The sequence below is a fragment of the Pseudomonas sp. LBUM1674 genome (assembly GCF_059695635.1).
This window is the reverse complement of sequence record NZ_CP166779.1, coordinates 5,322,014-5,344,506: the sequence shown is the minus strand read 5'-3', so window position 1 is coordinate 5,344,506 and position 22,493 is coordinate 5,322,014. Positions and strand designations below refer to the sequence as shown.

The window sequence follows — 22,493 nt, the reverse complement described above, 5'->3', positions numbered from 1 at the left end:
TTCAGGCCCCTCACTTCAGGGCTGCCTGAACAGACCACACCGGGAGGTGCCCAGATGAGTATCAAAGACCAGAAAGACGACCAGGAAATCGGCCCTGCAGGCGAAAAGCTGCAGAAAGTCCTCGCCCGTATCGGCGTCGGCTCGCGCCGTGACGTAGAAGCCTGGATCAGCCACGGCCGCATCAAGGTCAATGGCAAAGACGCCACCCTCGGCCTGCGTGTCGACATGCACGACGCCATTACCATCGATGGCAAGGTGATCAAGCGCGAAGAAGCCGCCGAGTCGGTACGCCGCGTGATCATGTACAACAAGCCCGACGGCGAAATCTGCACCCGCCTCGACCCGGAAGGCCGTCCGACCGTGTTCGACAAGATGCCGCGCCCGAAAGAAGGGCGCTGGATCAACATCGGCCGCCTGGACATCAACACCACCGGTCTGCTGATGTTCACCACCGACGGTGAGCTGGCCAACCGCCTGATGCACCCTTCCTACGAAATGGACCGTGAATACGCAGTCCGTGTGCGTGGCGAAGTCGATGATGAGATGATCGAGCGCTTGAAGGCAGGCGTCGTCCTCGAAGACGGCCCGGCCAAGTTCACCGACATCAAGCAGGCGCCCGGCGGCGAAGGTTTCAACCACTGGTACCACTGCGTGGTCATGGAAGGTCGCAACCGCGAAGTCCGTCGCCTGTGGGAATCCCAGGGCCTGGTGGTCAGTCGTCTGAAGCGCGTGCGTTTCGGTCCGGTGTTCCTCAATTCCGACCTGCCGATGGGTCGCTGGCGCGAAATGAGCCAGTACGAAGTCGACATTCTGAGTGCTGAAGTAGGCCTGACGCCGGTGGCCATGCCGCAGATGAACGCCAAGAGCAAAGACAAGCTCGATCGCATGCAGCGTAAATCGTCGCGTCCGATGGGCAAGACCGAGCGCGTGCGTTCGTTGCGTCCAGCCATCGGTAACCAGACCGCTGCTACGCCGCGTGACTCCCGTGAACCGCAAATCGAAGGCGAGCGTCCGGCCCGCAAGCCAGCAGCACCCCGTGCGGACGGCGAGCGCGGTCCACGCACGCCGCGTCCGGCCAACGGTCGCACCGAACGCGGTGAAGGCCGCGGTGCACCAAGCGGTGGTCGCAGTGATCGCGGCGCCCCGGCAGGTCGTGGTGAACCTCGTGGTGATTCGGCACGCGGCACGCCAGTGGCGGACCGTCCGTCCGACACCAAGCGCCCGGCCAAGCCAGCGCCGAAGAAACGCCCAGGGATCGTCCTGGTCGACAAGGACGCGCCATCGGGCAAACGCCGCGGCGCCCCAGCCGGCTCCGGCCAGCGTCCGGGCTTTGGTCGTCGCAAGCCTGAGTAATCGGTAAGCGCTTCATGAAAAACGCCAACCTTCGGGTTGGCGTTTTTTTTTGCTGCTTTCATTGGGTGAGGTGGTGCCTGTACTGACGCCTTCGTCGGAACGCCGCCCGGACCAAGCTCGCTCCCACAGTGATTGTGGCTGATCCCGAATTGTGCGTACACCTGTGAACCCTTTGAGAGCAGATGACCCGAGTTCTGCATACACCCATTAATCCTGTGGGAGCAGGCAACTCCAAATTTTGCATACACCCACTAAACCTGTGGGAGCGAGCTTGCTCGCGATAGCGCCAGTGGCAACTCCACTGGACTCGGACCGGAAAACCAGCGTTACGCCCCGTAACGAAAATCTTACGAAATCTACTCCTCACTCCTTTGGAATCGGGATTCTCCAGATACTGTAAGGAAATACTTCCATCCGCTTGCCATTGCGCACCCTTCACAGCCCTCTGGCCCGCTTGTTTCAAAGCCTCATCAAGGATCAGATGCGCCCCATGCCTGTCGTGCAGGTGCATAACAAGAAGGAGGCGCAATGTACGCCGTGACTCATCTTCATCTCTCACCAACGGGCGATTTTTCTACCGCCTCCGTCCAGGACCTGCAAAGGTCTGACTCAATTTTTGCAGCCGCCCGAGACCCTCGGGGCGGACACAGGCAATCCCGGCAAACGACACGTTGATCCAACGGTGTCTGGCAGCAGGGGGTTACAGGTGTACAATGCGCCGCGTTTTAACTGTGACCTCCTGCGCATCTGCGCAAACCTCAAGGTTATCCGCCTTGTTCACTCCGCCACGTCACGAGCGTGTCGGGTCCGATTTCGTCACAGATAAAAACAAACAGGTGACGCATGACCGTTGTAAAAACGCTGGACTCCCGGTGCCTGCGCTGGGGTTTGATCGGCGCTGCTTGAAGCCGTAACCGAGCAGCAACGTCTAACGAACATCATCAAACCTTGCGTGAGACCCTTTTCATGAGTGGACAAAACTCGCATTCAGGCGAGCTGAAGCGCGGCCTGAAAAATCGCCATATTCAACTGATCGCCCTCGGTGGCGCGATCGGTACCGGACTGTTCCTCGGCTCGGCCGGCGTCCTGAAATCCGCTGGCCCGTCGATGATCCTCGGCTACGCCATCTGCGGCTTCATTGCTTTCATGATCATGCGCCAGCTCGGCGAAATGATTGTCGAGGAGCCGGTGGCCGGTTCCTTCAGCCACTTCGCGCACAAGTACTGGGGCGGTTTCGCCGGCTTCCTGTCGGGCTGGAACTGCTGGATCCTGTACATCCTGGTGGGCATGTCGGAGCTGACCGCGGTCGGCAAATACATCCACTACTGGGCGCCGGACATCCCGACCTGGGTCTCGGCCGCCGGGTTCTTCGTGCTGATCAACCTGATCAACCTGGCCAACGTCAAAGTCTTTGGCGAGGCCGAGTTCTGGTTTGCGATCATCAAGGTCGTGGCCATCGTCGGCATGATTGCCCTCGGCAGCTACCTGCTGGTCAGCGGCAACGGCGGTCCGCAAGCTTCGGTGACCAACCTGTGGTCCCACGGCGGCTTCTTCCCGAACGGCGTCAGCGGTCTGGTGATGGCCATGGCGATTATCATGTTCTCCTTCGGCGGCCTGGAAATGCTCGGTTTCACCGCGGCAGAAGCCGACAAGCCGAAAACCGTGATCCCCAAAGCCATCAACCAGGTGATCTACCGGATCCTGATTTTCTACATCGGTGCGCTGGTCATTCTGCTGTCGCTGACGCCATGGGACAGCCTGCTGGCGACCCTGAACGCCTCCGGCGACTCCTACAGCGGCAGCCCGTTCGTACAAGTGTTCTCGATGCTTGGCAGCAACACCGCCGCGCACATCCTCAACTTCGTGGTCCTGACCGCGGCATTGTCGGTGTACAACAGCGGCACCTACTGCAACAGCCGCATGCTGCTGGGCATGGCCGAGCAGGGCGATGCGCCGAAAGCCCTGGCGAAGATCGACAAGCGCGGTGTGCCTGTGCGATCGATCCTGGCTTCGGCCGCAGTGACGCTGATCGCCGTGCTGCTGAACTACCTGATTCCGCATAGCGCCCTTGAGCTGTTGATGTCACTGGTGGTCGCGACGCTGGTGATCAACTGGGCAATGATCAGCTTCTCGCACTTCAAGTTCCGCCAGCACATGGACAAAACCCGGCAGACGCCGCTGTTCAAGGCGTTGTGGTACCCGTACGGGAACTACGTATGCCTGGCGTTCGTGGTGTTCATCCTCGGCGTGATGCTGTTGATCCCGGGGATCCAGATCTCGGTGTATGCGATTCCGGTGTGGGTTGCATTCATGTGGGTCTGCTACGGCATCAAGAACAAGCGTCGTGACCACGGCGCCGCTGTGGCCGGCTCCGCGATCAAGTAGGAACAGGATGACAACAAAAAAGCCGGCTTCTGCCGGTTTTTTTGTCTGCGGTCCTACGCGAGGTGACGATAGACTGCCCGCGCCAGATAAAAAGGACAGGAGGCAAGCATGAGCGAAGGACAAACGCACCACGAAATAGAAGGCGGCCTATTGGCCCGTGAGGACGTTCAGGCGGCGATTGATCATCACGGCTTGCCGCTGCGCTTCATTGGTGTGGACTTCACCGACGCCGATTTGTCGCGGTTGGTGCTGGATCACTGCGAGTTCCAGCGCTGCACCTTGCTGCGCAGTCAGTTTCTCGGGGCTCGTCTGGAGGGCACGCAGTGGAAGGGGTGCCGGGGGGCGCACGGGATTTTCGAAGCAGCGCACCTGCTGGAAGCATCGTTCAGCAATTGTGATCTGAATAACACGCGGTGGCAGCGAGCCAAGTTGGCGCAAGTCGTGTTCAACGGCTGCAAGCTGACAGGCGCCAATTTCAGTCACTGTTCGAGCCTGGGTCTTTCGTTCAATGAAACACGACTCAACAGTGCTTTTTTACCGGGGATGTCTTTCGCCAGAAGCACGCTGAACAACCTGGATTTCTCCGAGGCGGACCTGAGCGATGCGGACTTTCGCAAGGCCGAGTTTGTCGATTGCAGCCTGGCGCATGCCCGTATCAATGGCGCGACATTTGCCGGTGCGGATTTGCGCGGCGCCGATTTGAGCGGCTTTCGACTCAATGATGCCAAACTGTTCAAGGGGGCGGTGATTTCTCGCGCACAAGCCTCGATGCTGCTGTCGGAACTGGGTTTATCGGTCGCATAGCACAGCAAGCCAGCTCCTCACTGAGCTTGCGGAAAACCGTCCTGATAAGGCGGTTTTTTTGCCCGCCAGAACCGGTGGATCAGCCAGGCACACCGGCCAATGCCGGTGTGTTAATACGCTTTGACTTCGTTCAGCAGTTCAGGGTGACGATCAAGCACCTTGAGCAGCTTGACCAGGGCCAATGGGGGCTTGGTCTTGCCATTCTCATAGCGCGAGAACGCATTGACGCCGCCGCCGAAAATCTCAGCCGCTTCACGCTGGTCAAGATCGAGCTTTTTGCGCACGGTCGTGATAAAGCCCGGATCGACAATGGCCGCATTGATCTGCTTCGTGAAAGCACGCATTTCACGCATGACACGATCCGACTCAACTGCACCCAAAACAGATTCGGCACAGGCGGGGCAGAAGTCGCCCGTCACCGCCGCAATGACAGTGGTTTCACCTTTGTAGGTATACGGCAGGTCGCGGGTGTCATGGATGAGTTCAGCTGCGCCGCAAACAGGACATTTCATGTTTATAGCTCCTTAAAGGATACGATCAGCACGTCATCAATAACCGTCAGTTTCAAAATTGGTTAATTGCTTTCTCGTGCGGTTCGGATTTTTTGCCTTTGACGTTATAGGCTTCCATTTCTGTCAGTCGAATACACTTGGCCATTTTTCCCGTTTGGTTCCCGTTTGTAATGAAAAGGGCGTTGCCGAATGAAACATTTGGATAATAGAAGGCTCGCTAACTACCTACCAATAAAGGGTTTTCCTGCTGCGGTGAGCTTTGAGGAATTTGAGTGAGAATCCCATGCTGAAGATTTCCAACAACGTGCATCTGCCGGATGCCGAGATCGAGTTGACGGCCATTCGTGCCCAGGGGGCGGGTGGGCAGAACGTCAACAAGGTCTCCAGCGCGGTGCACCTGCGCTTCGACATTCCGGCCTCGTCCTTGCCCGAGTTCTACAAGGAGCGGCTGCTGGCGCTGCGGGACAGTCGGATCACCAGCGAAGGCGTGTTGATCATCAAGGCCCAGCAATACCGCACCCAGGAAGCCAATCGCGCCGACGCGCTGGAGCGCCTGACCGAGTTGATCCTCAGCGCCACCAAGGTCGAAAAGAAACGCCGTCCGACCAAGCCGACCCTCGGATCGAAAAAGCGTCGGCTCGAATCCAAGACCAAGCGCGGCAGCATCAAGGCCGGGCGTGGCAAGGTCGACTTCTAGCTAGCGCGCGTCCCGTTCTTCGCGGTGCTTCTCATTAAGGTGTTTTGGCGCCTGGCGGTACAGGTAAACGCTCAGCACCAGGCCGCTCAGGGCGGCGAGGGCCGCGAACAGGAAGATCGAGGCAAAACCGAAACCCGCCGCAATCGCCCCGGCCAGCGGTCCGGTAATCCCCAGCGACAAATCGATGAACAACGAATAAGCCCCGACTGCCGCCCCACGGCTGGAGGCCGGCACCAGGTTGACTGCTTCCACGCCCAGTGCCGGGAATACCAGCGAGAAGCCGAAACCGGTCAATGCCGCGCCGGCCAGCGCCCAGTGGGCATCCGGTGCCAGCCATAACAGCAGCAGGCCGAGGGTTTCCACCGACAGGCAGGCAATCGCCACGCGAAAGCCGCCAAGGCGGTTGATCAGGTTGCCGAACAGCAACCGGGCGCCGATGAAGCTGGCGCCGAACAGGCTCAGGCACAGCACCGCGTTATCCCAGTGTTGCGTGGCGTAATACAGGGTGATGAAGGTCGCGATAGTGCCGAAACCGATGGAGCCCAGCGCCAGTCCGCAGCCATGGGGCAGCACCCGCCCCAGCACATGCATGAACGGCAAGCGTTCACCGACCACGATCGGCGCCGCGGTTTTCGGCCAGGCCAGCGCCAGGCCGAGGATGGCCAGCAGCACGATACTCACGCCCATGCTCCACAAGCCCAGTTGATTGACCAGCAGCACTCCCAGCGGTGCGCCGATAGCCAGTGCGCCATAGCTGGCGATGCCGTTCCAGGAGATGACCTTGGCGGTGTTCGCCGCGCCGACCCGGCCGATGCCCCAGCCGATCGAGCCCGAGCCGACCAGGCTTTCCGCGCTGCCGAGCACCAGTCGGCCGATCAACAGGCTGATCAGGCTCAAGGTCGGCAGGCTCTGGGTCCAGGCCGAAATCAGCATGAACACACCGCTCAAGCCGCAACCGGCGAGGCCGTACATCACCGCGAGTTTGCTGCCCTTGTTATCGATGATCTTCCCGGCATAGGGCCGGCTGAGCAGGGTGGCCAGGTATTGCACGCTGATCACCAGGCCGGCGATCACCGCGCCGAAACCCAGGTCGCTGTGGACGTAGCCCGGCAATACGGCCAGGGGAATGCCGATGTTGAGGTAGCCGATGAAGGTAAACAGGACGATGGAGACGACTTGCAGCGTGACCGCCAGGGGGCGCTGGTTTTCAGACATGAGGTAAAGGTCCACGGGGCAGCAGGATAGATAGGCTGCTTATGATAACGGCGCAAGCGGCCGCGGGTCGTGGAAAAGTAAAACTATTTGCCGCAGAGGGTTATTCAGGGTGATGCGGAGCAACCAGTTGCGTCGTGACCAGGGCGGCCAACGCGTTTTCTTCGCTGCCGAAACGGGCGAGCAAGGCGGCTTTTTTTTCGGGGGGCAGGCGATTCCAGATCTCGATCATCTTCTCGGCTGTGCCGATCAGGATGCTGGCCTGGCTCTCATTGAATTCGTTGGTCATGGGGCGGGGCTCAAGGGTTCAGGCGGTGTGGAAAGCGCATGTTAGCGCTTTCCACACGGTCTGGCATTGCAGGTGTTTCAGTCTTCGCTGTCGGCCTGGCGGCGTTCAGATGCTTCTTTCGGCTCGGGCTGTTGGGCACCGGCTTGTTGCGTGGTCGTCTGCTCAGTTTCGTGCAGGCTTGGGAAGGGGAGATTAGGGATCTCGTGCATATCGCGCTCCTCGCAAAGTCTGTTGATAGATCTGGGTAGATCCGCGCTTTTAAAAAAGCCTGGGAAGGATACAGCAGTCGAAAGGACACATAGACTTTTATATCCATTTGTTTCGACGGATGGGGTTGTATAGACAGGCCGGCTGGCCCCTGTAGGAGCTGGCTTGCCAGCGAAGACGGCGTGTCAGGCAATACATAAACGTGCTGACACACCTCCACCCCGTGTAGGAGCCTGGCTTGCCAGCGAAGGCGGTGTGTCAGTCGATACATGTTTTGGCTGACACACCGTCTTCGCTGGCAAGCCAGCTCCTACAGGGGATTGCGGTGTTTGATGGTTATTTGCAGACGTCAGCAATTGCCTCGGCCAGCAGATCCAGGCGCGTCGCATCAATCCCCGCCACGTTCGCCCGGCCAGTGCCGACCATGTACACGCTGTGCTGATCACGCAGTTTTTTTACCTGCTCCGGCGTCAACCCTGTGTAGGAAAACATCCCGCGCTGTACACCGATATGCGCAAAGCGCTCGCGCAACCCGTGTGGCTCAAGGGCTTCCACCAGGCCGCTGCGCAGCTGGGCAATACGCAAGCGCATCGTCTCCACTTCATCAGCCCAGAGACTTTTCAGCTGCGGATCGCCAAGGATGGTCGCCACGACAGCGGCACCGTGATCCGGCGGCGTCGACCACAGGTTGCGGGCGATGTTGGCCAGTTGGCTGCGGATATCCACCAGCTTGTCAGCGGTCTTCGCGCAGACAATCAACGCGCCGGTACGGTCGCGGTACAGGCCGAAGTTCTTCGAGCAGGAACTGGTGATCAACACTTCCGGCAACTCGGCGGCGAACAGCCGGGTCGACCAGGCATCCTGTTCCAGGCCATCGCCGAAGCCCTGGTAGGCAAAGTCAATCAGGGGCAACAGGTCGCGGTCGCGCACCACCTTCAGTACCCGGCGCCAGTCGTCATGGGACAGGTCGAACCCGGTCGGGTTGTGGCAGCAGGCGTGCAGCAGTACCACATCACCCTTTGGCGCTGCTTCGAGTGCCGCCAGCATGGCATCGACATCGAGACGGTTGTCGCTGCCCACGTAAGGGTAGTGACTGACCTTGACGCCCGCCGCGGCGAAGATGGTTTCGTGAATCGGCCAGGTCGGATTGCTCAACCATACGCCACGGCCCGGCAGGCACTGGGCGATGAAGTCTGCGCTCAAGCGCAACGCACCGGTGCCGCCTGGCGTCTGCGTCACACCGGCCCGTTGTTCGGCGATCAGCGCAGAGTCGGCACCCAGTACCAGCTCATTGATGACTTTGCCGAACGCCGGTTCGCCGTGACCACCGATGTAGGTCTTGGTGGCCTGGCGATCCACCAGTCGCGCCTCGGCGAGTTTCACCGCCTGAGGAATCGAAGTCAGCCCCTGGGCATCTTTGTAGACGCCCACGCCGAGGTCGAATTTGCGCGGGTTGGGGTCCTGCGCATAGGCCTCCATCAGGCCGAGGATCGGGTCGCCGGGTACTCGGCCTATGGCGTCGAAATGCATTATTTGCGGCCCTCGGCGTCCTTGGCCACTACATCAGTGCGCGCGGCCATGATGAAGTCGTTGCGGTGCAGGCCCTTGATGGAGTGGCTCCACCAGGTCACGGTGACTTTGCCCCACTCGGTCAACAGGCCCGGGTGGTGACCTTCGGCCTCGGAGATTTCACCGACGGCGTTGGTGAACGCCAGGGCGTGCTTGAAATTCTTGAACAGGAACACTTTTTCCAGCTGCATCACGCCGTCGCGGACTTCGATGTTCCAGTCAGGGATCTGCTTGATCAGTACTGGCAGTTCTTCGTCGCTGACCTGAGGGGCACCGGCTTGGCAGGCTTCGCAGTGGGCTTGGTTCAATGTGGACATGATGGGTTCCTGAAATCGAATTATTGGACATCGGCCGTCAGCGGAACCGCGCGGTCTCACCACGCTAAACCAAAGCGTCGGTTCCTGACAGGCTCACTTGATTCTAAAAGCAGCGGATCACGCGGCTTTCGGCGGAAATTTCGGTGTGTGCAAGCCCAGCTGCATGCCTTGCTTGACCATGCTCATGATGTCTTCATGAGCCACATCGAACAGGCGCTTGAGGTTCGGCAGGACAAAATACAAGGGCTGTAGGATGTCGATGCGATACGGCGTGCGCATGCATTCCAGCGGATCGAACGTCTGATGCTCAGGTTCGTCCGACAGGCAGTAAACGGTTTCTTTAGGCGAGGAGAGAATGCCGCCGCCGTAAATGCGCATGCCTTGCGGCGTATCGACCAGGCCAAACTCGATGGTCATCCAGTACAGGCGCGCCAGGTACACGCGTTCTTCCTTGGTCGCCTGCAGGCCGAGTTTGCCGTAGGTGTGGGTGAATTCGGCGAACCAGGGGTTGGTCAGCAGCGGGCAGTGACCGAAGATCTCGTGGAAAATATCCGGCTCTTGCAGGTAATCCAGCTCTTCGCGGGTGCGAATAAAGGTCGCCACCGGAAACTGCTTGTTGGCGAGCAATTCGAAAAAGGTCTGGAAGGGGATCAATGCAGGCACCCGGGCAACTTGCCAGCCGGTGGTTTCACCGAGGACCTTGTTGATCTCGCCCAGTTGCGGAATGCGGTCGTGGGGCAGGCCGAGTTTTTCGATACCGTCCAGGTATTCCTGGCACGCACGCCCTTCGATCACTTTCAGTTGGCGAGTGATCAGCGTGTTCCACACCGCGTGTTCTTCGGCGGGGTAGTCGATAAAACCTTGCGCATCGGGCTCGCGGGCCACGTAGTGCGTCTGCTTCATGCTGCTCTCCTGCTAGGGGATTTCGTTCTTGTTATGTCCTGCTATGGACTTAGAAATACCCCAAGGTGTTCGGCGTTGCAGCAGGTGGTTGGCCTTGCGCACAGGAAAATACTTCGATTTTCGTAAAGTATTCGTTACGGTTTTCCGGTTGCCGCGCAAGTATTGAGATCTGCGGGTTTGAAATGGCCTCCAGGTGTCACATAATCTTGACGACTATCTGAGCGTCTCGGCAAATAAATAGGGCCGAGAACACTGCACATACCCCTGTGGGAGCGAGCTTGCTCCGGGCGGCGTTCCGACGATAGCGGTGTGTCATGCAAATTGTTGTCGCCTGACACACCGCTATCGTCGGAACGCCGCCCGGAGCAAGCTCGCTCCCACAGGTTATGCGTCCAGCATCAAAACCTCATTCACCGTTTTTTCGGGCCTTTTATATGCGTATCAAAGTCCACTGCCAGAACCGCATCGGCATCCTGCGCGACATTCTCAACCTGCTGGTGGAGTACGGGATCAACGTCGCTCGCGGCGAGGTCGGCGGTGAGCATGGCAATGCCATCTACCTGCATTGCCCGAACCTGATCAACATTCAGTTCCAGGCGCTACGGCCGAAATTCGAATCGATTGCCGGGGTCTTCGGGGTCAAGCGGGTAGGGCTGATGCCCAGCGAGCGTCGGCACATGGAGCTCAATGCCTTGCTCGGCGCGCTGGAGTTTCCGGTGCTGTCGATCGACATGGGCGGCTCGATCGTTGCGGCCAACCGCGCGGCGGCGCAGTTGCTCGGGGTGCGCGTCGATGAGGTGCCGGGGATCCCGTTGTCGCGCTACGCCGAGGATTTCGACTTGCCGGAACTGGTGCGCGCCAACAAGTCGCGGATCAATGGGCTGCGGGTCAAGGTCAAGGGCGACGTGTTTCTCGCCGACATTGCGCCGTTGCAGTCGGAGCATGACGACAGCGAAGCCATGGCCGGCGCGGTGCTGACCCTGCATCGCGCGGATCGGGTGGGCGAGCGTATTTATAACGTGCGCAAGCAGGAACTGCGCGGGTTCGACAGCATCTTCCAGAGTTCGAAAGTAATGGCCGCCGTGGTGCGCGAAGCCCGACGCATGGCGCCACTGGATGCGCCGCTATTGATAGAAGGCGAAACCGGCACCGGCAAGGAATTGCTGGCGCGAGCCTGCCACCTGGCGAGCCCTCGTGGACAGTCACCGCTGATGGCGCTCAACTGCGCCGGCCTGCCGGAATCCATGGCCGAGACCGAGTTGTTCGGCTACGGCCCCGGTGCCTTCGAAGGGGCGCGGGCCGAAGGCAAGCTCGGGCTGCTGGAGCTGACCTCGGGCGGTACGCTCTTTCTCGACGGCGTCGGCGAAATGAGCCCGCGTCTGCAGGTGAAATTGCTGCGCTTCCTGCAGGACGGTTGCTTCCGTCGTGTAGGCAGTGATGAAGAGGTTTATCTGGATGTGCGCGTGATCTGCGCGACCCAGGTCGACCTGTCCGAGCTGTGCGCTCGCGGGGAGTTTCGCCAGGACCTGTATCACCGCCTGAACGTGCTGTCGTTGCATATCCCGCCATTGCGCGAGTGTCTCGACGGGTTGACGCCGCTGGTGGAACACTTCCTCGATCAGGCCAGCCGGCAGATCGGTTGCCCGCTGCCGAAACTGGCGCCGGCGGCGATGGAGCGGCTCAGTCACTACCATTGGCCGGGTAATGTCCGGCAGTTGGAGAACGTGTTGTTCCAGGCGGTTTCGTTGTGCGAGGGCGGGACGGTCAAGGCCGAACACATTCGACTGCCGGATTACGGGGTGCGTCAGCCGCTTGGCGATTTCTCGCTGGAGGGTGGGCTGGACGAGATTGTCGGGCGCTTCGAGAAGGCGGTGCTGGAGCGGCTGTATTCCGAGCATCCGAGCAGTCGGCAACTGGGGAAGCGGTTGGGGGTTTCCCATACCACCATTGCCAACAAGTTGCGCGAATATGAGGTGGGCAAGACTGAGACATAGCGGGTATTTGCTGTGTTGGTGCAGGCCTCTTCGCGAGCAAGCTCGCTCCCACAGGGATCGTTGGTGCAACACAATCCTCTGTGGGGGACATAGCGGATATTTGCTGTGTTGGTACAGGCCTCATCGCGAGCAAGCTCGCTCCCACAGGGATCGTTGGTGCGACACAATCCACTGTGGGAGCGAGCTTGCTCGCGATAGCGGTAGACCTGCCAGCCTCAAGGTCAGGTGTTGCCGCGAAGCGGCATAACACCGCCGGTTTTTCGTCTCCGACCCATTCCCCCCAATCCCCTCCGACTCCCTCAACCCCTTTGTTTACCGGCCCCCGCGCCGCCAGAAAAAAGTTGGTCTGCAAATTGCTTATGGCTCAGCAGTACAGCTGTGGGCGGCAAACGTCCGGCATGCAGAGGAAAGAGTGTGGACAAGTACCTTTATGTGGCAATGACCGGCGCCAGCCAGAATGCACTGGCGCAGAAGGCTCATGCGAACAACCTGGCGAACATCTCCACCAATGGCTTCCAGAAAGACCTGGAGCAGGCGCGTTCGATGCCGGTGTTCGGTGACGGCTTTGCGGCGCGTGCGTTTGCCCTGACCGAGCGTCCGGCCACCGACTTTTCCCCTGGCGCGCTGGTAGAGACCGGCCGCGACCTCGATGTCGCCGTGCAAGGCAACGGCTGGATTGCGGTGCAGAACCCCGACGGCGGCGAAAGCTACGTGCGCACCGGCAGCCTGAACGTCGACGCTCTCGGCGTGCTGCGGGCCGGCAACGGGATGCCGGTGCTGGGCAATGGCGGGCCGATCGCCGTGCCGCCCGAGCAGCAGATCGAAGTGGGCGAGGACGGCAGCATCAGTATTCGCGCGATGGGCGAGGGCCCGCGGGTGATGGCGCAAGTCGACCGGATCAAACTGGTCAACCCGGACTTCAGGAACATGACCAAAGGCCTGGACGGTTCGATCCATACCAAGGACGGCCAACCGGCGCAGGCCGATGCCAACGTCAAGCTGGTGTCCGGTTTCCTCGAGTCGAGCAACGTCAATGCCGTGGAAGAGATGACCTCGGTGCTGGCCCTGGCCAAGCAGTTCGAACTGCACGTCAAGATGATGAACACCGCCAAAGAAGACGACCAGGCCATGGCTCGGGTCTTGCAGATCTAATAATCATCAGAACGTCGCGCCGTAAAACAGGCGCACGAGGAGAATCGAATGCTTCCGGCTCTATGGGTTGCCAAAACAGGCCTGTCTGCCCAGGACACCAACCTGACGACCATTTCCAACAACCTGGCCAACGTATCGACCACGGGTTTCAAACGTGACCGCGCCGAGTTCCAGGACTTGCTCTACCAGATCAAGCGCCAGCCAGGCGCCCAGTCGACCCAGGACAGCGAACTGCCGTCGGGTCTGCAAGTGGGTACCGGTGTGCGCATCGTCGGCACCCAGAAAAACTTCACCGCCGGCAGCCTGCAGACCACCGAGCAACCGTTGGACATGGCCATCGACGGTCGCGGTTTCTTCCAGATCCTGCAGCCGGATGGCACCACCTCCTACACCCGTGACGGTACCTTCCACCTCGACTCCAACGGCCAGATCGTCAACGCCAGCGGCTTCGCCCTGGAACCCGCCATTGTCATCCCGAACGACGCCCAGACCTTCACGGTCGGTCGCGACGGCACCGTGTCCATCACCGTTGCCGGCAACCCGGCCGCCCAGGTGATCGGCAACCTGCAAACCGCCGACTTCATCAACCCGGCCGGCCTGCAGGCAGTGGGCAACAACCTGTTCCTGGAAACCGCCGCCAGCGGCGCGCCGCAAGTCGGCACCCCAGGCCTGGCCGGGTTCGGCACCACGCTGCAGAACACCCTGGAAACCTCCAACGTCAGCACCGTTGAGGAGATGGTCAACATGATCACCACCCAGCGCGCCTACGAGATGAACTCCAAGGTGATTTCCACCGCCGACCAGATGCTCTCGTTCGTCACGCAGAATCTGTAATCAAGTCCATGGGGCGGCCACGAGGTCGCCAGCAACACCGTGAGGTAGGGTCATGAATCGCTTTGTATCTGTCCTGGCACTGAGTGGGATCACCGCGCTCGCGGGGTGTGTCGCCCCACCGCCCAAGCCCAATGACCCTTACTACGCCCCGGTGTTGCCGCGCACGCCGCTGCCGGCGGCGGCCAACAACGGCTCGATCTACCAGGCCGGTTTCGAACAGAACCTGTACAGCGACCGCAAGGCGTTCCGGGTCGGTGACATCATCACTATCACCTTGAACGAGCGCACCCAGGCCAGCAAGAACGCCAATTCGCAAACCGCCAAGAACAGCAAGACCGACATCGGCCTGAGCTCGTTTTTCGGCGGCGGCCTGAACACCAGCGATCCGGTGGGCAGCGGTAACCTGAGCCTGGACGTCGGTTACGCCGGTGACCGCGCAACCAAGGGCGACAGCAAGTCCGGCCAGAGCAACAGCCTGACCGGTTCGATCACGGTGACTGTCGCCGAGGTGTTGCCCAACGGCATCATCGCCGTGCGCGGCGAGAAGTGGCTGACCCTCAACACCGGCGACGAGCTGGTGCGGATTGCCGGCCTGGTGCGCGCCGATGACATCGCCACCGACAACACCGTGTCCTCGACCCGGGTCGCCGACGCGCGCATCACTTACTCGGGCACCGGTGCCTTTGCCGACGCGAGTCAGCCAGGCTGGTTCGACCGTTTCTTCCTCAGCCCGCTGTTCCCTTTCTAGGTGGCCACGTTGAATTTGAGAAGTCTCATCGTTGCGGCCTTGATGGTGTGTGCAGCGTCCAGCGCCCAGGCCGAGCGACTGAAGGACATCGCCAGCATTTCCGGGGTGCGCTCCAACCAATTGATCGGCTACGGCCTGGTGGTCGGGCTCAACGGCACCGGCGACCAGACGACCCAGACCCCGTTCACCCTGCAGACCTTCAACAACATGCTCTCGCAGTTCGGCATCAAGGTGCCGCCGGGTTCGGGCAACGTGCAATTGAAAAACGTCGCAGCGGTGTCGATCAGTGCCGACTTGCCGGCGTTCGCCAAGCCGGGTCAGCAGATCGACATAACCGTGTCCTCCATCGGCAACTCCAAGAGCCTGCGCGGCGGCACCTTGCTGCTGACCCCGCTCAAGGGCATCGACGGCAACGTCTACGCCATCGCCCAGGGCAACCTGGTGGTCGGTGGCTTCGATGCCGAAGGTCGCGACGGTTCCAAGATCACCGTCAACGTGCCCTCGGCCGGGCGCATCCCGGGCGGTGCCTCGGTCGAGCGTTCGGTGCCGAGCGGGTTCAACCAGGGCAACAGCCTGACCCTGAACCTCAACCGTTCGGACTTCACCACCGCCAAGCGCATCGTCGACAAGATCAACGACCTGCTCGGCCCCGGCGTCGCCCAGGCCATCGACGGCGGCTCGATTCGCGTCAGCGCGCCACTGGACCCGAGCCAGCGCGTCGACTACCTGTCGATCCTGGAAAACCTCGAAGTCGACCCGGGGCAGGCGGTGGCGAAAGTCATCATCAACTCCCGCACCGGCACCATCGTGATCGGCCAGAACGTCAAGGTTTCGCCGGCTGCCGTGACCCACGGCAGCCTGACCGTGACCATCACCGAAGACCCGATCGTCAGCCAGCCCGGCCCGCTGTCCAACGGGCAGACGGCGGTCGTGCCGCGCTCGCGGGTCAACGCCCAGCAGGAAGCCAAGCCGATGTTCAAGTTCGGCCCGGGCACCACCCTCGACGAAATCGTGCGAGCGGTGAACCAGGTCGGCGCCGCGCCGGGTGACTTGATGGCCATCCTCGAAGCGCTGAAGCAGGCCGGCGCCTTGCAAGCCGACTTGATCGTGATCTGAGGATGACGACCATGGACATGCGCAAGGGCGGTGTGGGGGTCAGCAGCAGCGACTCGGGCTCCTATTCGGACCTCAATCGCCTGAACCAGCTCAAGGTCGGCGACAAGAACAGTGACGGCAACCTGCGCAAGGTCGCGCAGGAATTCGAGTCGCTGTTCCTCGGTGAAATGCTCAAATCCATGCGCTCGGCCACCGACGCGCTGGGCCAGGACAACCCGCTCAACACCCCGGCGGCCAAGCAGTACCAGGAAATGTACGACCAGCAGCTCGCCGTATCCATGTCCCGCGAAGGCGGCGGCATCGGTCTGGCGGACGTGTTGGTGCGGCAGATGGCGAAGAACAAACCGCTGGCGCCGGGCGAGGCCGCGGCAGCGTCCGCCGCCAAGCAGGCTGCCGCCAAAGCCGCCGTGGAAACACCGATCGCCGCCGGCACGGCCGCCACCCACGGCCCCTTGTCGCGCCTCAATGGCGAGCGACCGCTGTGGGCTTCGCGCTCGGTACAGTCGGCGGCGAGCGCGGGCGATGGCGCGCATCACAACGACATGGCCCTGATCAATCAACGACGCCTGGCCCTGCCACCGAAACTGGCCGACCGCTTGCTCGCCGGGCTGGTGCCATCGGCATCGACCACGGCGCCGTCCGCCACGACGGCGCTGAACAACATCCAGGTGGCGCCGAGCACCAAGACCGGTTCCGGTCCCCTGTACAACGGCGATTGGCTGACTGCGCAAACGGATACCACTTCCAGCGGGCGCTTGCAGGTCCATGGCCGTGCCATGGCGCAAATCCCCCTGGCACCGGCGAAAAAGGCCTTCAGCTCCGCCGACGAGTTCGTCAACACCATGCTGCCCATGGCCAAGGAAGCCGCCGACCGCATCGGCGTCGATCCCCGTTACCTGGTGGCCCAGGCCGCCCTGGAAACCGGCTGGGGCAAATCGGTCATGCGCGCCCAGGACGGCAGCAGCAGCCACAACCTGTTCGGCATCAAGGCCGGCAGCAGTTGGCAGGGCGATTCGGCGCGGGCGATCACCAGCGAATTCAGAAATGGCGAAATGGTCAAGGAGACAGCGCAGTTCCGTTCCTACGCCTCCTACAAGGACAGCTTCCATGACCTTGTGACCTTGCTGCAATCGAACAATCGTTATCAAGACGTCGTGAAATCCGCCGATAACCCGGAACAATTTGTGCGCGAGTTGCAGAAGGCCGGTTACGCCACCGACCCGGACTACGCCAGCAAGATTTCGCAGATAGCCAGGCAGATGACCAGTTACCAGAACTACGCTGCGGCGGGCGTTTCCACCACGCCTTTATAGGCATAAGGGTCTGAATCATGAGTTTGCTCAATATCGGGATGTCGGGTCTGAACGCCAGCCAGGTGTCATTGGCGACCGTCGGCAACAACATTGCCAACGCCAACACCGCCGGCTATTCACGCCAACAAACCATTCAGAGCAGTAATACTTCGCACCTTAATGGCGGGGTGTTTATCGGCAGCGGTACGACCCTGGCCGATGTGCGTCGGGTCTATAACGCTTACCTCGACAACCAGCTGCAAACCTCCACCTCACTGAGTAACGATGCCAACGCCTACCTCGAGCAGGTAAGCCCGCTGGACAAGCTGTTCTCCGACAAGACCACGGGGATCAGTGCGGTATTGAGCAGCTTCTTTGCCTCGGTGCAGACATCTGCCGGTGCGCCGAGCGACAACGCTGCGCGGCAGTTGCTGTTGACCAATGCGCAAACGTTGAGCAACCGCTTCAACGCCCTGGCGTCGCAGATGCAGCAGCAGAACGAAGGTATCAACAGTCAGTTGACCGCCATGACCGACAAGGTCAACCAGCTGACGTCGTCGATTGCCTCGTTGAACCAGCAAATTTCCCAGGCCAGCAACTCAACCGGCAGTGGCCCTAACAACTTGCTTGATGCCCGCAATGAAGCTGTGCGCACGCTCAATGAATTGGTCGGAGTTACCGTCCAGGAGTACAACGGCAGCTACAACGTTTCCCTGGGAACGGGGCAGTCGCTGGTGATGGGCAACACGGCGAATACACTTTCGACCGTCAGAAGCGGGATCGACAAGAATCAGCTGAATATCCAGATCAACTCGCCGTCGTCGGTCAGTGACGTGACGGCTGTGATCAGCGGCGGCAAGATCGGCGGGTTGCTGCGCTATCGCGAAGACGTGCTGGTGCCGGCGATGAACGACTTGGGCCGCACGGCGCTGGTGGTTGCCGACAAGATCAACCGTCAGATGGGACAGGGGCTCGATGCCAATGGCGAGTTTGGTGCCTCGTTGTTCTCCAACATCAACAGTGCTGCCGCCATCAGTCAGCGAAGCGTGGGGGCTTCGACTAACAGTAAAGGTTCCGGCAACCTCAACGTCACCATCACCAATTCCAGTGCATTGACCACGTTTGACTACCAGGTCACGTTCACGGCCGCGGACAAGTACACGGTCAAGCGTTCCGATGGCAAGGAGATGGGGTCTTTCGACCTGTCGCCCGCGGCAGAAATCGATGGTTTCAAACTTGATCTCAACGGCGGCGGTCTGAGCGCCGGAGATTCGTTCAAGGTCATGCCGACCCGTTCCGGCGCGAGTTCCATCACGACCCAGATGACCGACTCGAACAAGCTGGCGTTTGCCGGCCCTCTCGTCGCGACCAGCGGCACCGGCAACAGTGGTTCCGGTGCGCTGACACCGCCCGCATTGTCCATTCCACTGGACATTTATGGCGGCGCCGACCTGGCCAGCCTGCAAGCAGGCGTCAAGAATTCGATGCCGGTGACGCTGACTTTCAAAGACGCGGTGGGCGGTAGCCAGGATTACGAAGTATTCAACTCGAAAGGGGAGAGTATTGATAAGGGCACAATCGTTCCAGGCCAAGGCAACGATCTGACCATCAAGGTGCCGATGCTCGACGCGTCTGGCGCGGCGATCCCCGGCAAATCGTTTTCCTTCAACACCACGGTCAGTGGCGCGCCTTCGAAGAATGACAAGTACGAAGTCGCGTTCAACGTGGATGGCAAGAAAGACAACCGCAACGCCAACGAGCTGTTGGGTTTGCAGACCAAGGCCACGGTCGGTGTCAGTGAAGGCAACGCCGGCATGAGCATGGGCACCGCTTACAGCCAGCTGGTGGGACAGGTCGGCGCCAAGGCCAGCCAGGCCCTCGGCGACAGCACGGCGAGCGGTGCGATTCTGGCGCGGGCCAAGTCCGAGGTCGCCTCTGTCTCCCAGGTCAACCTCGACGATGAGGCCGCCGACCTGGTCAAGTTCCAGCAGTACTACACCGCGTCGTCGCAGATTATCAAGGCCGCGCAAGAAATCTTCAGCACGCTGATCAACAGTCTTTAAGGGAGTCTTCGACGATGCGAATTTCTACAGCCCAGTACTTTGAGACGAGTGCGGCCAAGTACCAGAATAACTTCTCCTCGATCGTCAAGACCCAGGAGCAGATCACCTCGGGTGTGCGTATTCAAAGTGCCGGGGATGACCCTGTGGGCGCTGCGCAGTTGCTGATGCTGCAACAGCAGAAGGCGATGCTGGGGCAGTACAGCACCAACATGGGCAGCATCAAGAGTTCGCTGGCCACCCAGGAAAGTGTGCTGGATAGCGTCAACACCGCGCTGCAGCGTGCTCGCGAGTTGGCGCTCCAGGCGGGGAATGGTGGCTACAGCGATGCCGATCGAAAAACCATTGCCAACGAGATAGGCGAGATTGAAGCGCAAGTATTGGGCTTGCTCAACAGCAAGGACTCGTTGGGCAACTACATGTTCTCCGGCTCGAAAACCTCGACACCGCCTTATGTGCGCAACAACGATGGCACTTACGCTTATCAGGGTGACGATACCCAGTTGAACCTTCAGGTGTCGGACACTCTGTCCATTGCCAGCAGCGATACCGGTAAAAACATCCTCGAGTCGGCTACGAACTCGGGGCGCACCCAGGCGCTTCCTGATCCGTCGAAGCCTAATGACGGTACCGTTTCAGTGTCCGCTGGCTTGATGAAGTCGAACGCGGCTTACACCAATAGTTTTACTGCTGGAGAGCCCTACGAACTGAAGTTTGTAGACAGTACTCATTACACCGTCGCAGACAAGGATGGTAAGGATGTGACGTCCGAAGTGTCTGGCAACGGCCTATTCGATTCGAAAAAAGAAGGTGGCTCGACCATCAGTCTGCGGGGTGTGGAGTTCGACATCACGTTGCGACTCAAGGCGCCTGTTGATCCTGCGACCACCCTGCCAATGACGCCTGACAAAGAGGTCGAGGGTTACACTTTCTCCCTGGGCACCAAACCTGACAGCTTCAACGCATCACGGACACCGAGCAACGATTCGACGGCCCAGATCACCCAGTCCGGCGTCGCGAACCAGGACGACTACGTCAAAGGATTTCCCAACAGTGGTGTGGTCATCAAGTTCACCGACGCCACCAATTACCAAGTCTATGCCCAGCCTATGGGGGCAGACAGCAAACCGATCGGCGAGGGTGGCCTGACTGCCGGCTCGATCACGTTCGCGGGCGTCAAGTTTGATTTTACCGGCGACCCGCAAGCGCAGGATCAGTTTGTGGTGGGGGCCAGCAACCACCAGACGCAAAGTGCACTGGATACCTTGAGTCAGTTACGCCAGGCGCTGGAAACACCGTCCGATGGCAACGTTCTGGCACAGATCAAGCTGAAGGACACGATAGCGGCGGCGATCGGCAACCTGTCCAATGCCAGCGAGCAGGTCGATAACGTTCGAGGGTCGATAGGGGCGCGATTGAACGCCATAGACATCCAGAGCGCCGAGAATGTCAGCCAGGGCTTGAGCAACACCAGTACCCAGGCGGCTATCGGTGATACGGATGTCGCCACGGCGTCCATCGAACTGGCATTCCAGCAATCACTGCTGCAGGCTTCGCAGCTGGCGTTTGTGAAAATCGCCCAGCTGAGTCTGTTCAACAAGCTTTGATCCTTGCTCGATGGCCGGCATTCACGATGCCGGCCCGCTCTCGCAGGCCCTTTTTTCCATTCGTCGCGGGTTTTTTGTCATCCGGTTGGCGGCTGATCGCTTGTTTGTGGAAGGATGTTTGGCACAAGGCACGCATAATGCGTGACCTGCGAGTCATAATGAGCATCTTCACTGTATTGTGTCAGAAAGGATGGGCAGGGGGCTGACCCTTGTCGGACGTGTTTTCAGGGTTCCTGAAGCGTCTGCACCGTATTTTTTCGCTCGGTGAAATCCAGTATTTCAGTACCTCTCGGTCTGCGAGCGGTGATCTCCAGCTATTTAGTATTGGGAAGCCACAATGATTGGCATAAAAAGCATTGCCAGCTACGTGCCAGCGAGTGGGCTGGATAATTATGCTCAGGGCGCGAAGTTCGACAAGGATGAAGAGTTCATCCTCGGGAAAATCGGTTCGGCCTTCCTGCCGCGCAAGGACGCTACGCAGGAAACCTCCGACCTCTGTGTCGAGGCGGCCAATGCCTTGTTTGCGAATAATCCGCAACTCGATCGTCAATCCATCGACGTGCTGATCGTCGTCACCCAGAACGGTGACGAAGAAGGCCTGCCCCACACCTCCGCCATCGTCCAGGACAAACTGGGCCTGTCGACCAACGTCGCGGCCTTCGACATCTCCCTGGGTTGCTCCGGCTATGTCTACGGCATCTATGCCATCAAGGGCTTCATGGAAGCCACAGGCCTGAAGAACGGCCTGCTGATCACCGCCGACCCGTATTCGAAGATCGTCGACCCGGAAGACCGCAACACCACCATGTTGTTTGGCGACGCTGCCACAGCCACCTGGATGGGTGAAGACGCAGTCTGGCAGCTGGACAAAGCCAAGTTCGGCACCGACGGCTCCGGCGCGCCTCACCTGAAGGTGACGGATGGGGTGTTCTATATGAACGGGCGGCAGGTGTTCAACTTTGCCTTGCTCAAGGTGCCGGCGCATTTGCATGAGTTGCTTAATGAGTCGGGCCTGACCTCCCGGGACGTTGATGCGTTCTGCATTCACCAGGGTAGTGCGGCTATCGTTGATGCCGTGGCGCGACGTTTTGAAGGTGAGCCGGAGAAGTTCATCAAGGACATGGTCGAGACTGGCAACACGGTGTCTTCGAGCATTCCGCTGTTGCTGGAAAAGCACATGTTTGATTCCAGCTGGAAGCGGGTGGCGATCAGTGGTTTTGGTGTGGGCCTGTCCTGGGGCTCGGCGATTATCCACCGCCCTTGATCCGCGAATAACGGCTACAACGAAACGCCCATGACCGAAAGGTCATGGGCGTTTTTGCGTTTGGGCAGAGTGATGTAAGGCCTTGAATCTCAAGAAGTGGCACGGTGCTAGTAAATAATTCGAAAAAAGCCCTCAAGCAAAATGCGTTCACGACGATAACCATTACGAAGGTTCTCTA

Annotated in this window: 20 protein-coding genes; 13 read left to right on the top strand and 7 right to left on the bottom strand. The window is 60.0% G+C overall.

Annotation, left to right across the window (positions count from 1 at the left end; translation table 11 throughout):
* Positions 1 to 54 precede the first annotated feature (54 nt).
* The 3 genes from rluB (at position 55) to ACA067_RS24455 (ending at position 4,542) form a co-directional block, all read left to right on the top strand.
* Positions 55 to 1,353, top strand: coding sequence for a 23S rRNA pseudouridine(2605) synthase RluB (rluB, locus tag ACA067_RS24465; protein WP_497458869.1), 1,299 nt, complete (start codon positions 55 to 57; stop codon positions 1,351 to 1,353).
* Positions 1,354 to 2,319: 966 nt separating this feature from the next.
* A complete protein-coding gene (locus ACA067_RS24460) occupies positions 2,320 to 3,738 on the top strand; it encodes an amino acid permease (protein WP_497458868.1) in 1,419 nt (472 codons plus the stop codon).
* A gap of 108 nt (positions 3,739 to 3,846) precedes the next feature.
* Positions 3,847 to 4,542 carry a pentapeptide repeat-containing protein gene (locus ACA067_RS24455; protein WP_497458867.1) on the top strand — a complete coding sequence of 232 codons (696 nt, stop codon included), beginning with the start codon at positions 3,847 to 3,849 and terminating at the stop codon, positions 4,540 to 4,542.
* Between the two features lie 110 nt (positions 4,543 to 4,652).
* Here the strand turns inward: ACA067_RS24455 and ACA067_RS24450 are convergent, their stop codons facing one another.
* Positions 4,653 to 5,054, bottom strand: coding sequence for a type II toxin-antitoxin system MqsA family antitoxin (locus ACA067_RS24450; protein WP_497458866.1), 402 nt, complete (start codon positions 5,052 to 5,054; stop codon positions 4,653 to 4,655).
* Positions 5,055 to 5,337: 283 nt separating this feature from the next.
* On the opposite strand from ACA067_RS24450, the gene arfB reads away from it, so the two are divergent.
* Entirely contained in the window at positions 5,338 to 5,751 is a 414-nt protein-coding gene (arfB, locus tag ACA067_RS24445; protein ID WP_154977463.1) for an alternative ribosome rescue aminoacyl-tRNA hydrolase ArfB, read from the top strand.
* Here the strand turns inward: arfB and ACA067_RS24440 are convergent, their stop codons facing one another.
* The 6 genes from ACA067_RS24440 to phhA form a co-directional block, all read right to left on the bottom strand.
* Positions 5,752 to 6,966, bottom strand: a complete 1,215-nt coding sequence (locus tag ACA067_RS24440) for an MFS transporter (protein ID WP_497458865.1) — start codon at positions 6,964 to 6,966, stop codon at positions 5,752 to 5,754.
* A 100-nt stretch (positions 6,967 to 7,066) separates the two neighbouring features.
* A complete protein-coding gene (locus tag ACA067_RS24435) occupies positions 7,067 to 7,252 on the bottom strand; it encodes a hypothetical protein (protein WP_497458864.1) in 186 nt (61 codons plus the stop codon).
* Between the two features lie 77 nt (positions 7,253 to 7,329).
* A complete protein-coding gene (locus ACA067_RS24430) occupies positions 7,330 to 7,461 on the bottom strand; it encodes a hypothetical protein (RefSeq protein ID WP_307328006.1) in 132 nt (43 codons plus the stop codon).
* Positions 7,462 to 7,795: 334 nt separating this feature from the next.
* Positions 7,796 to 8,989, bottom strand: a complete 1,194-nt coding sequence (locus ACA067_RS24425; protein ID WP_497458863.1) for an amino acid aminotransferase — start codon at positions 8,987 to 8,989, stop codon at positions 7,796 to 7,798.
* The gene (locus ACA067_RS24420; protein ID WP_428269888.1) at positions 8,989 to 9,345 is read right to left on the bottom strand and encodes a 4a-hydroxytetrahydrobiopterin dehydratase; all 357 of its coding nucleotides are present in this window, start codon (positions 9,343 to 9,345) and stop codon (positions 8,989 to 8,991) included. Before ACA067_RS24420 ends, ACA067_RS24425 begins: the two co-directional genes overlap by 1 nt.
* A 117-nt stretch (positions 9,346 to 9,462) precedes the next feature.
* A complete protein-coding gene (gene phhA / locus ACA067_RS24415) occupies positions 9,463 to 10,248 on the bottom strand; it encodes a phenylalanine 4-monooxygenase (RefSeq protein ID WP_497458862.1) in 786 nt (261 codons plus the stop codon).
* A 434-nt stretch (positions 10,249 to 10,682) separates the two neighbouring features.
* Between phhA and ACA067_RS24410 the strand changes: the two genes are divergently transcribed.
* The 9 genes from ACA067_RS24410 to ACA067_RS24370 all read left to right on the top strand — a co-directional run bounded on the left by ACA067_RS24410 (position 10,683) and on the right by ACA067_RS24370 (position 22,315).
* The gene (locus ACA067_RS24410; RefSeq protein ID WP_497458861.1) at positions 10,683 to 12,242 is read left to right on the top strand and encodes a sigma-54-dependent transcriptional regulator; all 1,560 of its coding nucleotides are present in this window, start codon (positions 10,683 to 10,685) and stop codon (positions 12,240 to 12,242) included.
* Between the two features lie 414 nt (positions 12,243 to 12,656).
* Entirely contained in the window at positions 12,657 to 13,394 is a 738-nt protein-coding gene (locus ACA067_RS24405) for a flagellar basal body rod protein FlgF (RefSeq protein WP_150764546.1), read from the top strand.
* 48 nt (positions 13,395 to 13,442) lie between these two features.
* Positions 13,443 to 14,228 (top strand): flagellar basal-body rod protein FlgG, encoded by a 786-nt coding sequence (flgG, locus tag ACA067_RS24400; protein WP_128871735.1) that lies wholly within the window; start codon positions 13,443 to 13,445, stop codon positions 14,226 to 14,228.
* 52 nt (positions 14,229 to 14,280) lie between these two features.
* The gene (gene flgH, locus ACA067_RS24395; RefSeq protein ID WP_497458860.1) at positions 14,281 to 14,976 is read left to right on the top strand and encodes a flagellar basal body L-ring protein FlgH; all 696 of its coding nucleotides are present in this window, start codon (positions 14,281 to 14,283) and stop codon (positions 14,974 to 14,976) included.
* 42 nt (positions 14,977 to 15,018) lie between these two features.
* A complete protein-coding gene (locus tag ACA067_RS24390; RefSeq protein ID WP_497462842.1) occupies positions 15,019 to 16,092 on the top strand; it encodes a flagellar basal body P-ring protein FlgI in 1,074 nt (357 codons plus the stop codon).
* An 11-nt stretch (positions 16,093 to 16,103) separates the two neighbouring features.
* Positions 16,104 to 17,405 carry a flagellar assembly peptidoglycan hydrolase FlgJ gene (gene flgJ / locus ACA067_RS24385; RefSeq protein ID WP_497458859.1) on the top strand — a complete coding sequence of 434 codons (1,302 nt, stop codon included), beginning with the start codon at positions 16,104 to 16,106 and terminating at the stop codon, positions 17,403 to 17,405.
* 17 nt (positions 17,406 to 17,422) lie between these two features.
* Complete coding sequence (gene flgK / locus ACA067_RS24380) at positions 17,423 to 19,447, top strand: flagellar hook-associated protein FlgK (protein WP_497458858.1); 2,025 nt, start codon at positions 17,423 to 17,425, stop codon at positions 19,445 to 19,447.
* A 14-nt stretch (positions 19,448 to 19,461) separates the two neighbouring features.
* Entirely contained in the window at positions 19,462 to 21,051 is a 1,590-nt protein-coding gene (locus ACA067_RS24375; RefSeq protein ID WP_497458857.1) for a flagellar hook-associated protein 3, read from the top strand.
* 337 nt (positions 21,052 to 21,388) lie between these two features.
* Positions 21,389 to 22,315 (top strand): ketoacyl-ACP synthase III, encoded by a 927-nt coding sequence (locus tag ACA067_RS24370; protein WP_497458856.1) that lies wholly within the window; start codon positions 21,389 to 21,391, stop codon positions 22,313 to 22,315.
* Positions 22,316 to 22,493: the final 178 nt, after the last annotated feature.